The sequence below is a fragment of the Geobacillus sp. BK01 genome, from assembly GCF_052220245.1.
Taxonomy (GTDB): domain Bacteria; phylum Bacillota; class Bacilli; order Bacillales; family Anoxybacillaceae; genus Geobacillus.
On record NZ_JBQPTH010000006.1, the window covers coordinates 155,937 to 171,144 of the forward strand.

General features: G+C 54.1%; 13 protein-coding genes and 1 pseudogene. 3 read left to right on the top strand and 11 right to left on the bottom strand.

Going from position 1 to position 15,208, the window contains the following annotated elements; translation table 11 throughout:
- The 5 genes from mngA to ACTVDO_RS08995 all read right to left on the bottom strand — a co-directional run bounded on the left by mngA (nt 1) and on the right by ACTVDO_RS08995 (nt 5,941).
- Nucleotides 1-1,896 carry a PTS 2-O-a-mannosyl-D-glycerate transporter subunit IIABC gene (gene mngA, locus ACTVDO_RS08975; RefSeq protein ID WP_442901356.1) on the bottom strand — a complete coding sequence of 632 codons (1,896 nt, stop codon included), beginning with the start codon at nt 1,894-1,896 and terminating at the stop codon, nt 1-3.
- Nucleotides 1,897-2,017: 121 nt separating this feature from the next.
- On the bottom strand, nt 2,018-2,755 hold the full coding sequence (locus tag ACTVDO_RS08980) for a MurR/RpiR family transcriptional regulator (protein WP_033011117.1): 738 nt from the start codon (nt 2,753-2,755) through the stop codon (nt 2,018-2,020).
- Between the two features lie 83 nt (nt 2,756-2,838).
- Nucleotides 2,839-3,588, bottom strand: coding sequence for an SIS domain-containing protein (locus ACTVDO_RS08985; RefSeq protein ID WP_063166139.1), 750 nt, complete (start codon nt 3,586-3,588; stop codon nt 2,839-2,841).
- 116 nt (nt 3,589-3,704) lie between these two features.
- Nucleotides 3,705-5,141, bottom strand: a complete 1,437-nt coding sequence (locus ACTVDO_RS08990) for an NAD-dependent malic enzyme (protein WP_442901357.1) — start codon at nt 5,139-5,141, stop codon at nt 3,705-3,707.
- Nucleotides 5,142-5,290: 149 nt separating this feature from the next.
- Complete coding sequence (locus tag ACTVDO_RS08995) at nt 5,291-5,941, bottom strand: DsbA family oxidoreductase (protein WP_442901386.1); 651 nt, start codon at nt 5,939-5,941, stop codon at nt 5,291-5,293.
- A 217-nt stretch (nt 5,942-6,158) separates the two neighbouring features.
- On the opposite strand from ACTVDO_RS08995, the gene ACTVDO_RS09000 reads away from it, so the two are divergent.
- Nucleotides 6,159-7,052 (top strand): DMT family transporter, encoded by an 894-nt coding sequence (locus ACTVDO_RS09000; RefSeq protein WP_442901358.1) that lies wholly within the window; start codon nt 6,159-6,161, stop codon nt 7,050-7,052.
- A gap of 175 nt (nt 7,053-7,227) precedes the next feature.
- Here ACTVDO_RS09000 and ACTVDO_RS09005 read toward each other — a convergent pair whose 3' ends face one another.
- The gene (locus ACTVDO_RS09005; RefSeq protein ID WP_442901359.1) at nt 7,228-7,779 is read right to left on the bottom strand and encodes a DJ-1/PfpI family protein; all 552 of its coding nucleotides are present in this window, start codon (nt 7,777-7,779) and stop codon (nt 7,228-7,230) included.
- 149 nt (nt 7,780-7,928) lie between these two features.
- Here ACTVDO_RS09005 and ACTVDO_RS09010 point away from each other — a divergent pair, with 149 nt between their 5' ends.
- Nucleotides 7,929-8,657: an NAD-dependent deacylase gene (locus ACTVDO_RS09010; RefSeq protein WP_020959560.1), complete on the top strand. Its 729-nt coding sequence runs from the start codon at nt 7,929-7,931 to the stop codon at nt 8,655-8,657.
- Entirely contained in the window at nt 8,654-9,526 is an 873-nt protein-coding gene (locus ACTVDO_RS09015; RefSeq protein WP_020959559.1) for a fructosamine kinase family protein, read from the top strand. Before ACTVDO_RS09010 ends, ACTVDO_RS09015 begins: the two co-directional genes overlap by 4 nt.
- A gap of 134 nt (nt 9,527-9,660) precedes the next feature.
- Here the strand turns inward: ACTVDO_RS09015 and ACTVDO_RS09020 are convergent.
- The 5 genes and pseudogenes from ACTVDO_RS09020 to ACTVDO_RS09040 all read right to left on the bottom strand — a co-directional run.
- Nucleotides 9,661-9,876: pseudogene (locus ACTVDO_RS09020) on the bottom strand (penicillin acylase family protein); the annotation flags it as partial.
- Between the two features lie 87 nt (nt 9,877-9,963).
- Nucleotides 9,964-12,057, bottom strand: a complete 2,094-nt coding sequence (locus ACTVDO_RS09025; RefSeq protein WP_442901360.1) for a GDYXXLXY domain-containing protein — start codon at nt 12,055-12,057, stop codon at nt 9,964-9,966.
- Between the two features lie 147 nt (nt 12,058-12,204).
- Nucleotides 12,205-12,783, bottom strand: a complete 579-nt coding sequence (locus tag ACTVDO_RS09030; protein WP_442901361.1) for a hypothetical protein — start codon at nt 12,781-12,783, stop codon at nt 12,205-12,207.
- A gap of 180 nt (nt 12,784-12,963) precedes the next feature.
- Complete coding sequence (locus ACTVDO_RS09035; protein ID WP_442901362.1) at nt 12,964-13,566, bottom strand: phosphatase PAP2 family protein; 603 nt, start codon at nt 13,564-13,566, stop codon at nt 12,964-12,966.
- 101 nt (nt 13,567-13,667) lie between these two features.
- Nucleotides 13,668-15,152, bottom strand: coding sequence for a glutamate synthase subunit beta (locus ACTVDO_RS09040; protein ID WP_442901363.1), 1,485 nt, complete (start codon nt 15,150-15,152; stop codon nt 13,668-13,670).
- Nucleotides 15,153-15,208 lie beyond the last annotated feature (56 nt).

A 15,208-nucleotide genomic window follows, 5' to 3' on the forward strand; every position in this document is an offset into this window, starting at 1 on the left:
TTATCGTTGTTGCGCCTTTAGCTTTTGCACGCGTGTAGCGACTAACAGCACCGTCGAAATCAACGCCCCGATCAGCGCGGCGCCAAGCCAGATGACTCCCGCTTTCCATAACGGTGCGCCTTGCAGGACAAACAGCGAGAAAATGCCGGCTCCCGGAACGTTCAGCCCGATTTGCGACGCTGTGACGATCGCCCCGGTGACCGCCGACCCGATGCAAAGCGACGGAATGACGCGCAGTGGGTCGTTAATCATAAACGGAATCGCTCCCTCGGTAATGCCGGCTAAGCCAAGAATCCATGTCGACTTGCCGACTTCGCGCTCGTATTCTTCAAAATACCGTTTGAACAACAGCGTCGCGGCGGTGACGGAAAACGCCGACACCATTTTCACCGAGGCGAATGCCGCATACGGAATGAAGTTGCCGCTTGCCATCGCCCCAATGCAGAACGTATATGCCGCTTTATTGACCGGCCCTCCTAAATCAAACGACACCATGACGCCTAAAATCGCACCGAGCACAATGGCGTTGCGGCCCGACAAGTTGTTCAGCCACTCAAGCAGCGCATTGTTCAGCCCGGCGACCGGCTTGCCGAACACAAACAGCATCAGCGCTCCGACGACGAGCGAACCGATGACCGGGTACAGCCAAAAGCTGATAAATCCGGAGAACGCGCCTTTTGGCGGAAGCTGCTTTTTCAACCACTTCATAAAGTAGCCGGCCAAAAAGCCGCCGAGCATGCCGCCTAAAAAGCCGCCGTTGATCATCGTCGCGGCAATCCCCGCGGCAAACCCCGGACCGAGCGCTGGCTTGTCGGCGATCGCATACGCCATGTACGCCGACAGCACCGGAATCATGAGCGTGCCAAGCATATTGCCGCCCAGTTTGCGCAGCATCCAAAGCCACGAGTTTTCCGTATCGTATACTTGTTGAAGCCCAAACGCCTGGGCGATAAGCACCGCACACGCCAAAATCATCCCGCCGGCGACGATAATCGGAATAATATGAGAAATGCCGGTCAAAATGGCGTTTTTCACTTCCGTTTGCCATGAAACGCGCTCAGGCATTGTCTCCTTTGTCGGCTCATATTCCCGCTTTCCTTCCTTTTCGGCCTTCTCAAGCGCTTTCAAAAGAACGCCTTTCGCATCTTTCAGCGGCGCCGCAACTGTCGTTCGGTACACCGGCAAATGGGCAAACCGTTCTTCGTTTTTCACCGCCACGTCTGCAGCAAAAATCGCCGCTTCCGCTTTTCGCAGCCGCTCCTCGGTATGGCGGTCTTCGATGCCGTTTGCCCCTTGCTTTTCGACGAATACGGCAACCCCGATCTCCCGTCCGGCTTGCTCTAACGCTTCAGCCGCCATATACGTATGGGCGATGCCAGCCGGGCAGGCCGTGACGGCGACAATCGTTTTTCCTGCTGGCGCTGCAACGGCCTCCGCCTTTTCCCCGTCAAGGGCGCGATACAGCTCTTCCGCCGTGCGGCATTGCTGCAACCGCTTACGATAGTCAGCGCGCGCCAGCCGTTTAGCAAGTTCGGCAAGCAAATCCAAGTGCGTCGATCCGGCTTCCTGTTCCGGAATCGCTAATAAAAAAATAAGCTCCACTTCATTGGACGGATCGATGCTCTCCCAATCGCGAATCGGCCGAGCCAGCTTCGCCACCGCAAAGGCCGCCGATTTTACCGCTTTCGACTTCCCGTGCGGAATGGCTAGCCCCGCTTCAAGCCCCGTCGGAGAGAGCGCTTCCCGCTCCATCACCGCTTGATAAAACGATTCAGCCGAATACAAATTCCCCTCCCCGTCCAACTTGCGGACAAGATGGCGGATAACTTCCTCTTTCGTGGACAACGACAATCCTACATCGATCAGCCGAACGTTCGTCAGCTGTTTCAGCTCCATTTCTCCCATCCTCTCTTTCCATGCCGTTTGTCGACTTCATTATAAAAGAAAAAAAGCAAGAAGACCGAAATCTTCTTACTTTTTCACCATCCTCGCGCCATGATTCGTTTCGTGTGTGTATTTATACACATCCGCCGTACTTTTGCCAATACCGTTCACTCAACGCCCGCAGCACGAGATAAAGGGATGTGCGGTCGGTGACATCATACTTGTTTAAAAACTGCTTGGGCGCCCAGCAATACAAGCGGAAATCGGCAAGATCGGCGAGCGAATTGGGAGAAAAATGCGTCAAGCTGATGACAAACGCCCCGTTTTGCTTCGCGGCCGCAACCGCCTCAAGCACTTGCTTCGTTTCCCCAGATACGCTAATGACAAAGACGACATCCTTTTCCCCGCAGCGGTCCGCATTATACAACATATCGTGGCGCTGGACAAAAAAGTCGGCCGGCTTGCCGACGCAACGCAAATGTTTCGCCATCATCTCGCAAAAATAGGCGGAATCGCCGATGCCGTAAAAAAAGACGTGTTTCGCCTCATGCAGCTTGCGAACAGCATCTTCGATGAGCTGCTCGTCGATCAGCTCTTTCGTTTTTTCGATGGCCGTTTTTCCGTCCGCCTTTATCGCCGCCTCGGCCCGCCGCTCGAGCGCCAACGCCGCCTTCAGTTCCGCAAACCCCTTATACCCTAATTTTTTGGCAAAGCGGACGATGGTGTTCGGCACTGTATAAAGCGCTTCCGCCATTTTTTGAATCGGAATGTCGGCGATCTCGTCGCGGTGTTCCATAATGTAATCGACAATTTGGTCATCTGTATCGTTCAGCTTATCGGCATACAGCCGCACCCGTTCATCAAAACGCATCGGTCTCCATCCCCCACCGTCTTCTCGTTTGCTACTATTTTAGCAAGAACCGATGGCGGTTGGCTACAGCGCCTGTTTCCGATCTATGGCTGATGCCCCTCGACCAACAACGGAATGCGTGCTTTATATTTCTCAATCCATCGGCGGTTATGTTCGTCCGCCCCCTCGATGTTGCCGCTTAAAAAGACTGGCGGTTCTACTCCATTTTCTGCCACAAGAGCAATCGCCTCGGCGAAAACGGCGTTTAAAATCGCGCTGCCGATCACTGTGGAAGTAGGCGCAAATGGAACAGAAACGTTTGGGTGGGCTAAAATCGCATCACCTTTCACAGAGTGGTTGTCAATCACAAGATCGACGACCTCATACAGCAACCGGCCGCTCTTATGCCGCGAGGGCTGGCTTTTGGAATATTCCAAGGACGTTACCGCAATGATATAAGCGCCTTTCGCTTTCGCCGCCAGCGCCACATCAATCGGGACCGGATTGCGCCCTGATGTGGACAAAACGAAAAACACATCCTCGGGACGGATATCCTCATGATCTATAAAATTTTTTGCGAAATCATTCATTCTCTCCAACATGGACGAACGGACCGCCCCCTCATGAAGCATAAGGGGCTCAAAAAATATTGGTTTAATTGGCACAAGCCCTCCAGCACGGTAGAACACTTCTTCCGTTAAAATGTGGGAGTGGCCACATCCGAACAGTTGAATAATTCCACCTTTTTGAATGGCTTCACTTACTACATAAGCGGCTTTTTTTAGATTGCCCTTTTCATGTTTTAAAACGAGTTCTAAACGTTCGTTCACTTTTTGGAAATATTGATCGAGCACCGGCCGCCCCCCTTAAGCACTCGGCTTCTTATTTCTCGCAACAGATGCTCCTGCAGCCAAAAAAAGGCTTCCCCTGCAAAGGAAGCCGTCCATTCGTTCGTGGTATTTTGGTTCTTTTACTGTCCCGTATACCCGCCAACTGGAATGTTGTCTTTCCGGGCAACGCCGGTGCGGTATGCCGCTTCGACGACCGCCTGACGGACGCGTTCCACGACTTTGCTGTTGAAGACGCTCGGGATGATGTATGTTTCGTTCAATTCATCCTCCGTCACGACAGAGGCAATCGCCTTCGCGGCAGCGAGCTTCATTTCCTCGTTAATTTCTCGCGCCCGGCAGTCGAGCGCCCCGCGGAAAATGCCCGGGAAGCAAAGGACGTTGTTGATTTGGTTCGGATAGTCGGAACGCCCGGTCGCCATGACGCGCACGTACGGTTCGGCCAGCTCCGGATCAATTTCCGGAATCGGGTTGGCCATCGCAAACACGATCGGATCGCGCGCCATTTTTTTCACATCTTCCACTTTTAAAATGCCCGGGGCAGACACCCCGATAAACACGTCGGCGCCGGCGATGACATCCGACAAGCTTCCTTTGAGATTATCCGGGTTGGTGATTTGTGCATATTCTTGCCAATACGGATTTTCATACGTTTCATCGCGATGGATGGCGCCAAGGCGGTCGACCCCGATAATGTTGCGCACGCCGGCGGCAAGCAAAATTTTCGTGCAGGCGATGCCGGCCGCGCCGATGCCGGTTAAGACAACCTTGATGTCCTCGAGCTTTTTGTCGACAATTTTCAACGCATTGAGCAGCCCGGCAAGCAAGACGACCGCCGTGCCGTGCTGGTCATCGTGAAACACCGGGATGTCGAGCTCTTCTTTCAGCCGCTGCTCAATTTCAAAGCAGCGCGGCGCGGAAATGTCTTCGAGGTTAATGCCGCCAAACGCCGGGGCGATCGCTTTCACAATTTGAATGATTTCTTCCGTGTCTTTCGTATCCAAACAAATCGGGAACGCGTCCACTCCGGCAAATTCCTTAAACAGCATCGCTTTCCCTTCCATGACCGGCATCGCCGCATACGGGCCGATGTCGCCAAGCCCGAGCACCGCCGTGCCATCCGAGACAACGGCGACCGTATTCCGTTTAATCGTCAGCGAATACGCCTTGCGCGCATCCTCAGCAATCGCCGTGCAGACGCGCGCCACGCCCGGCGTATATACCCGCGACAAGTCATCACGCGTTTTTACGGGAATTTTCGAGTTCGTTTCAATTTTTCCCCCGATGTGCATTAAAAACGTGCGGTCGGAAACATTGATGATTTTGACGCCGCGGATTTTTTTCAGCGCCTCAATGATCAAGTCGCACTGCTTCGTATCAACCGCGCTGACGGTAATGTCGCGCACCGTATGGACTTTGCTTGAGGAAATGACGTCAATCCCGACAATGTCCCCGCCCGCTTTGCCAATGGCCGCGGCGATATCGCTAAATGCCACGATATCTTTTTCAAACTGGAGACGAATTGTAATGTTCATCGCTGCCCCGCCTGGTAATGCCATAACGACCGTCCTTCCTTTTCTCTTTTTCTTATTTCGTGATAAACAATCCTACGGTACAAATGTTATCTTATGGACGGGAAAAAGACAACCCTTTCCTCCCGTTAAACGGCATCCGTGAATAAACACGGCACCCATTTATTTTCCCGTGTTTATTCGCAGCCTTCGGGCCTGCATGACATTCCTTCACCTGCATCGTGAAGCGGTTGCTTTTCCATTTCTTGTTGGATGACTTTTTCAAGCATTTCTTTTGAGCGCACCCCGGTAAGAACTGCATCCCCGATCACAAACGTCGGAACAGCGGTGATGTTCGCTTCTTCATACGCATGGCGAAGCGCTTGCTCGTGCGCTTCTTTATATTTCCGCGTGACAAGCGCTTGGCGAAATTCGTCCTCATTTAAACCGATTTCCCCGGCTAGCTTCGTCAGCACGTCAATATCCCCGATGTCTTGTTCCTCTTGAAAAAAGGCTGTGAACATACGGTGATTGTATTCACTGGCCTTTCCTTTCTCTTTGGCATACTGGTATCCTTCAAAAGCGAGATGGGTGTACGGCTGCGGCGAAACTCTCGGCAACACGATCGGAATGCCCATCCGTTCCGCCATCGGGTACACGTGCTCCTTCCACGTTTTTTGCAAGTACTCCCCTTCCGGGCGGAGCGTTTCATTTGGGTATGGCCGCAATTCAAACGGCATCCATTCAATGTTTACATCTTTTCCCGCCGCTGCTTCTTGCAGCGGTTTTTCCGCTAAAAAGCAAAACGGGCAGACATAATCGAAATATACTTTGATCGTCAACGTCAACATCATCACTTCCCTTAAATCATTGCTCCTCGTTTTTCATGTGTGCCGAAAAAGCGGCAATGATGCGCTTCTTACCTTATTTTACTTAGCTAGGTCGGAACAATCCAGCGGGACAAATCGGCGCGCAGCCGGCAAAAGGACAACGCAAAAGAAGGAAATTGGGAACATGATGACGTAAAAATAAAAGACAGGAAAAACAAGACAGGAGCGAAACAAGATGAGAGAAAAACTTTTTTTAGTGCTGGCGAACTTATTTTGGGCCGGCAATTACGTTGTAGGAAAATCGGTCATTGCTGAAACCGGCCCGTTCTGGCTGACGCTGATCCGCTGGTGCGCCGCTTTCATTGTGTTAGTTCCCATATCATACTGGCTTGAGCGGCCGCGCTATTGGGACGTCATCAAACAATATTGGCTGCCGCTTGCTGCGGCCGGCATTCTTGGCATCATCGGCTACAACTTGCTGTTATACGGCGCGCTCGCCTATACGTCGCCGATGAACGCAGCGATCGTCAACTCGCTCAATCCGGCCATCATCGTCGTATTGTCGTACGTGCTGCTGCGCGAACGGCTGTCAAAGCTGAATATTCTCGGCTTTCTTTTGTCGCTCATCGGCGTGCTGTTCATTTTAACAAACGGCCATTTGGCTCATGTGTTCCGGACAGACTACAACCGCGGTGATTTGATGATGCTCGCCGCCGGTGTCGTCTGGGCGCTTTATTCGATCATCGGCAAAAAGCTTCCCGTTCCGCCGATTACTGCGACAACTTGTTCCGTCTTTTTCAGCTTGCTTCTTTTGTGGCCGCTGGCTGCGTTTTATCCGTTTCCGGCCGACGATCTGAGCGCGGCTGGGCTCGCCGGGATCGCCTATATTTGCCTGTTTCCGTCCGTCCTTTCCTTTTTGTTTTGGAACGTGTCGGTGCAAAAAGTCGGCCCGAGCCATGCCGGTGTGTATTTAAACTTGATCGCCGTATTCACCGCCGTCATTACGTTTTTGCTTGGCGGTGCTCTATCCGTCCTGCAGCTGGCCGGCGGCGCTGTCGTCTTGTTCGGCGTCTATTTGGCGACAAAAGCGCCAAAAGCGAGACCGGAACAAGTGGACATCGCCGGGTGACGATCCGTTTGCTGCTTCCCTGCAGGCCGCCCGCCCGGCTTCTTTCTGCCGCATCGGCCGGCACCATTCTTCACCGTCAAAACAACTAGTGTCAGCCGCAAACGGTGCGGCAGCCGCTTTTTTTTGCATAAGGAAAAGCGGCCTTCCCGTTTGTCAGAAGACCGCTGCCTTTCCGCTATTGAAGCAGGCGGAGAAATTCGCGCATAAACGCCGGCAAATCCGGCCATGCATGGGCGGAAACGAGATTGCCGTCAACGTGGACCGTGTCATCGGACACATACGTCGCCCCGAGCGCTTCGACCCCCGGTTTGCAGGCGATATACGCCGTCAGACTCCGGCCTTTTAGAACATCTGGCATCGTTTCAAAAATGAGCGAAGCATGGCAAATGGCAGCAATCGGCTTATTCGCTTCAAAGAAATGGCGAACAATGCGCGGCACGTTTTCATCAAGGCGAATGTATTCCGGAGCGCGCCCGCCCGGGATGACAAGGGCGTCGTATTGCGCCGGATCGATCTCGGCAAACGATGCATGGGCGTCAATCAAGTAGCCTTGTTTTTCAATATACGTATCCCAATCGGCAAAATCATGGACAACGGTGTGCAGTTTCTTTTTCTTCGGGGCGGCAATCGTGACGTTATGCCCCTCTTCAAGCAGACGGTAATACGGATAATACACTTCAAGCGCCTCAACGGCGTCGCCGGTGATGATCAACACTTTTTTGCTCACACTTCTTTCCTCCTTGTCCATTTTTTCCTGCCACTTCTATCATAATAAAAATATACGGACAGGGAAAGGAAAATGATTGTCGAACATATATGAATGACCCGTTGAACTGTCAGAGGGGAGAAAAAAAGATAAAAGGAGGAAGAAGAACAATGACCATTGCCTCCTGGCTCACCAGCTCGCGCCACACCGTCGTCCTGACCGGTGCCGGCATGTCAACCGAAAGCGGGCTGCCTGATTTCCGTTCACCGCGCGCCGGGCTTTGGGCGCGCTTTAACCCGAGCGAACTCGCGACCATCGAGGCGCTGTACCATCGCCGTGAATCGTTCATTGAATTTTACCAATACCGCATCCGCACGTTGCAACAGTGCCAGCCGCACGACGGACACCGGCGATTGGCCGACTGGGAACGGCGCGGGATCGTGCAGACGATTGTGACGCAAAATGTCGATGGCTTTCATCAAGAAGCGGGAAGCCGCCGCGTCATTGAACTCCACGGCTCATTGCGCACGGTTCATTGCCAGCAATGCGGACGACAAAAGCCAAGCTTCGCCTATTTGCATGGTGTGTTGACGTGTGAATGCGGCGGAGTTTTGCGTCCATCGGTCGTGTTGTTTGGCGAGCCGCTGCCGGAGAAAGCCATCGACCAGGCGTGGGATGCGGCGCGCCAGGCGGACTTGTTCCTTGTTCTTGGCTCATCCTTGCAAGTGTCCCCTGCCAACCAGCTGCCGCTTGTCGCCAAACGAAGCGGGGCGAAGCTTGTCATCATCAATTGGGAGCCGACTGAACTCGACCGTTGGGCTGACGCCGTCATTCACGGCCGGAAAATCGGCGAGGTGCTAAACGAGCTCGAGCGACAGTTGACGGAGGTGGAGAAATGAGCAAAGAAACGATGTTGCAAATGGCGCTCGAATCGATCGGCGACCACTCCCGCCTCCGCCATTGGCGCCGCGTCTCAGGCGGCGACATCAATGACGCCTACCGCGTCCAAAGCGATCGGTGTACGTACTTTATGAAAATGCAACGCTTCCCGTCGGCCGATTTTTTCGCCGCTGAACAGATGGGATTGGAGCTGATTCGGAAAACGGGCGCCATCCGTGTTCCGTACGTCTTTGGCTCCGGGGAAGCGGACGGGTGGGGATGGCTCGTTTTGGAATGGGTCGAAGGAACGGAAACGGCGCAGACAGCTGAACAGCTCGGCCATGACCTTGCCCGCCTCCACCAATGCCGCGGCCCGGCGTTCGGACTTGCCCGCGATACATATATCGGGACGCTGCCGCAGCGCAACGGCTGGTACGGCCGTTGGCCCGACTATTACCGCGACGCCCGCCTTCGGCCGCAAATCGAACGGGCGGCCGCGAACGGCCTTCTCCCCCACGAGCGGCGCCAACGGCTTGAGCGGCTGCTTGAACGGCTTGACCAATGGCTTCCGGATGACTGTTTCCCGTCGCTGTTGCACGGCGATTTATGGAGCGGCAACTGGATTCCCGGGCCGGAAGGCGTTCCTTATTTGATCGATCCGTCTGTGTTCTATGGCCACCATGAGTTCGAGATCGCTTTCACCGAGCTGTTTGGCGGCTTTCCGCCCCGGTTTTATGAGAGCTATTGCGAGCTTATACCGCTTCCTCCGGACTATCACGAGCGGAAGCCGCTCTATCAGCTGTTCTACTTATTAGTGCACCTGAACTTGTTCGGCGAAACATACGGCAAGGCGGTCGACCGCGTGTTGGAACGGTATGCGGGGGAGTAGCGTCCCCCGCCTTGCTTCGCCACCACTTGTTTCGTCCGCAACCGCAATGTGCTGCCCTTGACTTTTCCTAAACTTGTCACATGGTACGTCCCGTTGACCCAGTCGTCGATTTGCTCATGATACCACGGGCTGCCGTTATGCCCGATCATGATGCCGGGGACGCCGGCAAAGATGACGCCACTCACATTGACGGTCGGCGCTTTTCAATGCATTTGGTACCAAATGGATGGCGTGGACAGCGACAAATGCGGACCGTTCGCCAGCATCGGCTGTCCGCTTTTCGTTTTCCGGCCGCTTAACACCCAGTTGTTGCTTCCGTTCCACTCGGACGGCAACACCGCCGCCGCAAACACCATTCAAAAACGAACAGCCCTTTTTTACCAAAAAATCTGCTTGATAAAACAGCGGGGCCTACACCGGCACCCGCTCCCCCACCCTTATTCAGCGCTGATCGCCTCGAGCAGCGCATCGCCGTTTTCGCTCACGCGTACATAAGCGAAACGGGCGTTTTCCTGCCATCGCGCCCCCGTTTTTTCTGGCACAAAATATGATTCGATCCCGTATACGACTTGCGTGCCATGAAAAGTGCCGCTGATCAAAATGTCCCCTTGCTGCTCTGTATATCCGGGCTGTTTTTCGCCATTAACGGCATATATCCCGGCAAAGCGGTGCACCCCGTCCGGCCCTTTTCGCAGCACAACTTGCACGCGCCCGCTTCCGTCGAGCGACCGGACCGTGGAAATGTCGTAACGCAGCCGGATATAGTCCCCTTGCAGCACCGAACGCGGATCCACCGGTTCCAATTCGAGTTTGACGACATGTCCATGTTGCAACAGACGTTCTTTCTGCCAAAAGGTATAGCCGGCAAACGAAAATTGGGCAACAATGACGGCAAACACAAGAAAAGAAGCACCGAAGCGCCAACGCGCTCCTTCATCCCGCATCCATCCGTTCCGTTTTTCAAGCCACGCCGCCCAAACAAACAACAATAGCCCGGCCGCCAGCAAACTGACCGATTTATGAAGCAAATTCCACGCCAATTCATAATATTTCAGCACGAGATACAGCACTGTGTACACCCAAGCGGCCTTCCGCTCCAGCCGCCGCCCTTGAAACAGGAAAAACACGAGTGCGGCGAGCATGGCAATATTGGCGGCGATGTACGTCCCGTCGGCGGCAAACACATCCATGCTTGTCGCAATCCCGAGCGCTCCGAGCGCCAAGACAAGCGCGGTAAGATGCGGCTTGCCGCTCCACCGCCCGTATGCATACAGCCCGCCGTTGCACAGAGCAAGCGCCAGCAGCACAAACCGTCCTTCATCCATGATCGAACCGAGCGCTGCCGCCAAATAAAACGTGAGCGCCATGGTCGTCAGCCGGTGCACCCCGCTGTCTGACGAGCGCACAAGGCCAAGGGCTAACCCGGCCGCATACACGAGCACCACCGCAGTCGACACTTCCCACGCCACCGTCAATCCAAGCCCATAACCGACGGCAAGCAGCGTATAGCGGACGACCATGTTCCAACGCCGTCCGAACGAGGCGGGAAGGACAAACGCCGCAATCGAAAAGAAAAAGAGCACATACGGCGACCACGATTCCGCCCAAAGCAAGTATAAGCCGAGCAGACTCGCCGTCGCCAACGCCGAAGCCGCCAGCGTGACAACGGCCTGAAACGCCGCCAAAAACCGCTTCCCGGCTCTTGTTTGGGCCGAAAACAGTCCGGCCCGCCGAAGCAGCACGATCCCGCCGTACAGAACCGCCGCGGCCGCCGCCAACCCGAGCAAAAGGAGCCACGTCTCAAAATGCTCGACAAGCAACCGGATATATCGAATCAGCAAAAACAAGCCGGCAAACAAACTCGTCACCAAGACGTACGAGCGTTGTTTGGCGACAGAAAGGAAGTAATAAAGCAACCCGGCGAGCAGCGCGGCATGCACATATGGCCACCAAGCATCACGCCCGTACGAAAACCCGGTAACCTCCATAGCAAGCAGCCACCCATGCATGGCCGCATAGGCAACATGGGCCGGCCACGGCGAGCGGCTTACCGCAAACAGCACACCGTTCACAGCAACAAAGAAAAGCAGCCAGCCAAATGACGCCCATTCCCCCCATTCGATGTGATAGGCGGAAGGAAAATAATAAAACCAGCAGGCCAACTGAAGCAACAGAAGCGCAAGGACGAAAAGCGCCTGATCGTTGGTCAGCCGAGCCAACAACGCCGTCGGCACAAGCCAGATCAGAAACAACCAATAGCTGTCGGCATGTGAATTGTAAATTTGCCCGAGCAAGGCGAGCGCCACACCAAACGATACCGCCCCGCCAAAGAACAACCAACGCCCTAAAAACCGATGGCGACCCGAAAGCGCCGCGCTTGCGATGTAAAACCCCGCCATCATGCCGATGCTGATCCCGACTTTCGCCTCTCGCCCCATCTCCGGCCAGTTGGCGGCAAAAAAATAAACGATGCCGGCAATGATGCACAAAAGCGCCAACGCATACCCCGTTTTCACGATTCGGGCCGCCATATCGCATCCCCCTTGTCACTGGTTTTTTCTATAAAAAAAATTATATGCGGAAACACTGTCTAGAAGACCTGTGAAAACAAGCATTATTTCATCGCACTTTTCTAGTTGCCGCCGATCTGCTAGACTTTTTTGTTGCGATGAAGAACATTATAGTTGGAGATGATGTTTTAAGTGGAAAATTTCCATATCATGCTCGGCCACTTTTTTTATCAAATAATCGATGGATGCTTGCTTGGTAGAGAACCCGCGCGAAGCCAAATCAAGAGCGGCCTGATGCTTATGAAGCATGTTCTCGATGTGGCGAAAATGGCTCCGCATTTCTGTTGTGAGGTTGTCAACTTTTTCTTCGACCCGTTCAACTTTCGCTTCAAGCCGTTGCTGTCCTTCTTTCAGGGTTTGCACATCGCCCTTGACCATGTCCATGTCCGCTTTCAACGTTTGCACGTCGCCTTTGACCATGTCCATGTCCGCTTTTAATGTGCGCACATCCTCTTCAACCCGGTGAAGCCGCTGCTCCAAGCGGGCTTGTCCCTCTTGCAACAACCGCACTTCACCTTCCAAGCGCGCCTGTCCTTCTTTCAGCGCTTGGATCTCGCCTTCCAAGCGCGCTTGCCCTTCTTGAAGTGTCCGGACATCCCCTTCGATCCGATCGAGCCGCATGTGGATCGGATTCAACTTTTGGTCAAGCAATTCAGCCATTATTTGCACGAGTTCGGCTTGGCTCATCGTTTCTCACCTCCTTTCCCCCATTGTACCATTGTCCCATACAACGTCATAGTATAGAAAAAGAGATTTTCTTCTCCCTTTCGACAAGATCAGACGCTAGATCAAGCCGATGAATCGGCTTGATCATCAAATAAACACGGAGCAAAAACCATTTTTTGATTACACCCTAAACTGATCAAGCTACAAACGACCGCCTCGATGAATCCACATCCGATAAAGAGCCAGGCAGGCCGCCAAGTAAGCACCTCCAAGCCCAACCCCCCCCAGCACATCCGACGGATAATGCACTTGCAAGCTTAACCGACTTAAGCCGGTTAAGAGTGCCAGCGCCGCAAACACACCGTAAATGGCCGCCCGTTCTCCACGCTTGGCGCGCGTTTGCGCCAAAAAATACGCCAAAAGCAGCAAGTAAATCGTCCCGACCATCGCGTGGCCGCTCGGAAAACTGAATCCTCCAATCCCAGCGTGCGGCGGACGCTCCCTCCCGACAAGATGCTTGATCCATTCATTGAGGCCGTATCCCCCGCCAACGGCTGCAAGAACAAGAATGACCCCACGCATGTTGCGGCGGAAAAACCATAGGATAACTACAAGCATGATGCTAACCGCACCAATGACCCGACCATCTCCTAAAAATGTGAATGGATCGAGCCAGCGCCATTGGGTAAATACATGCAGCAGCCGCTCATCAGCAGCTTGCGTCATCCCTGCGGCCACGGCAGCCCAAACGAGCAAAAAAAGCACGAGTCCAACGGCCGATAATATCCATAACCGTCGAGTCATGGCCAATATCACCCCCTATCTTTTTTTCCTTCTATTACTTTTCCTGTCAGACAAAAAAATTCCTCCTCAAAAAGCACCGCTTTTTAAGGAGGAAACAACCGTTACGACGGCAATTTCGTCTCGCCCATCAGGAACCGGTCCACTTCACGCGCCGCTCCCCGTCCCTCGTGAATGGCCCAGACGATCAAGCTTTGGCCGCGGCGGGCGTCGCCGGCCGCAAATACGCCTTCGATATTGGTCGTATATTTGCCGTACGGAGCTTTCACTTTATTGTTCACTGTTTCCACGCCAAACTGTCTTAACACCGGCTGCTCCGGCCCTTCGAAACCGATGGCGATAAAGACGAGGTCGCACGGCCATACTTGCTCGGTTCCCGGAATCTCTTTAAAGGTCGCTTGGCCGTTTTCGCCAATGATTTTTTCCATTTGAATCGTATGCAGTTCTTTCACCCGGCCGCATTCATCGCCGACGATTTTTTTCGTTTGGATGCAATATTGGCGCGGGTCGGCGCCGAATTTCGCCTTTGCTTCTTCGTATGCGTAGTCGAGCGTAAAGACGAGTGGATATTGCGGCCACGGGTTGTGGTCTGGGCGCTTGTCCGGCAATGCTGGGTGTTTGCCGAACTGGACGACGCTTTTGCAGCCTTGGCGCAGCGCGGTCGCCACGCAATCGGCGCCCGTATCGCCGCCGCCGATCACGATGACATGTTTGTCTTTGGCATCAATAAACTGCCCATCGGCAAAGTCGGAATCCAATAAACTTTTCGTCACGCCCGTTAAATAGTCCATCGCAAAATGGACGCCCTCAAGCTCACGGCCTTCAATGGCCAAATCACGCTGTTTTTGCGCCCCGACACACAGCACGACCGCGTCGTACTCGGCGCGCAGCTCCTCGGCGGTGATGTCCTTGCCAACCTCGGTGTTCGTGATAAACACAATGCCTTCCTCTTCAAGCAGGCGCACCCGCCGTTCAACCACTTCTTTTTCCAGTTTCATATTCGGAATGCCGTACATCAACAAGCCGCCGATGCGGTCAGCCCGCTCGTACACCGTCACCGAATGGCCAGCTTGGTTGAGCTGGTCGGCGCAGGCAAGCCCCGCCGGGCCGGAGCCGACGATAGCCACTTTTTTTCCCGTTCGCGTTTTCGGGATGCGCGGCTTCACCCATCCTTCCGCAAACCCTTTATCGATAATGGCCCGCTCAATCCCTTTGATGGCAACCGCCGGATCGGAAATCGCCACCGTACACGATCCCTCGCACGGCGCCGGACAGACGCGGCCGGTGAATTCCGGGAAGTTGTTCGTTTTCAACAAACGGTCAAGCGCTTCTTTCCAACGGCCACGGTACACTAAATCGTTCCATTCCGGAATTAAGTTATGCACCGGGCATCCGGACGTGAGGCCGTTCAGCTCCAACCCCATATGACAAAACGGCGTGCCGCAATCCATGCAGCGGGCGCCTTGGCGCGCGAGCACTTCTTCGGAAAACGGCTGTGTATATTCTTTCCAATCATCAAGACGGGAAAGCGGATCGCGCTTTTTCTCTTCCTCGCGAGCATACTCCATAAACCCAGTTGTTTTTCCCACGATGATTCCCCCTCCTTCTTTCCGTACACGTCCTCTCTTCTCTCATGCGTCCTTCC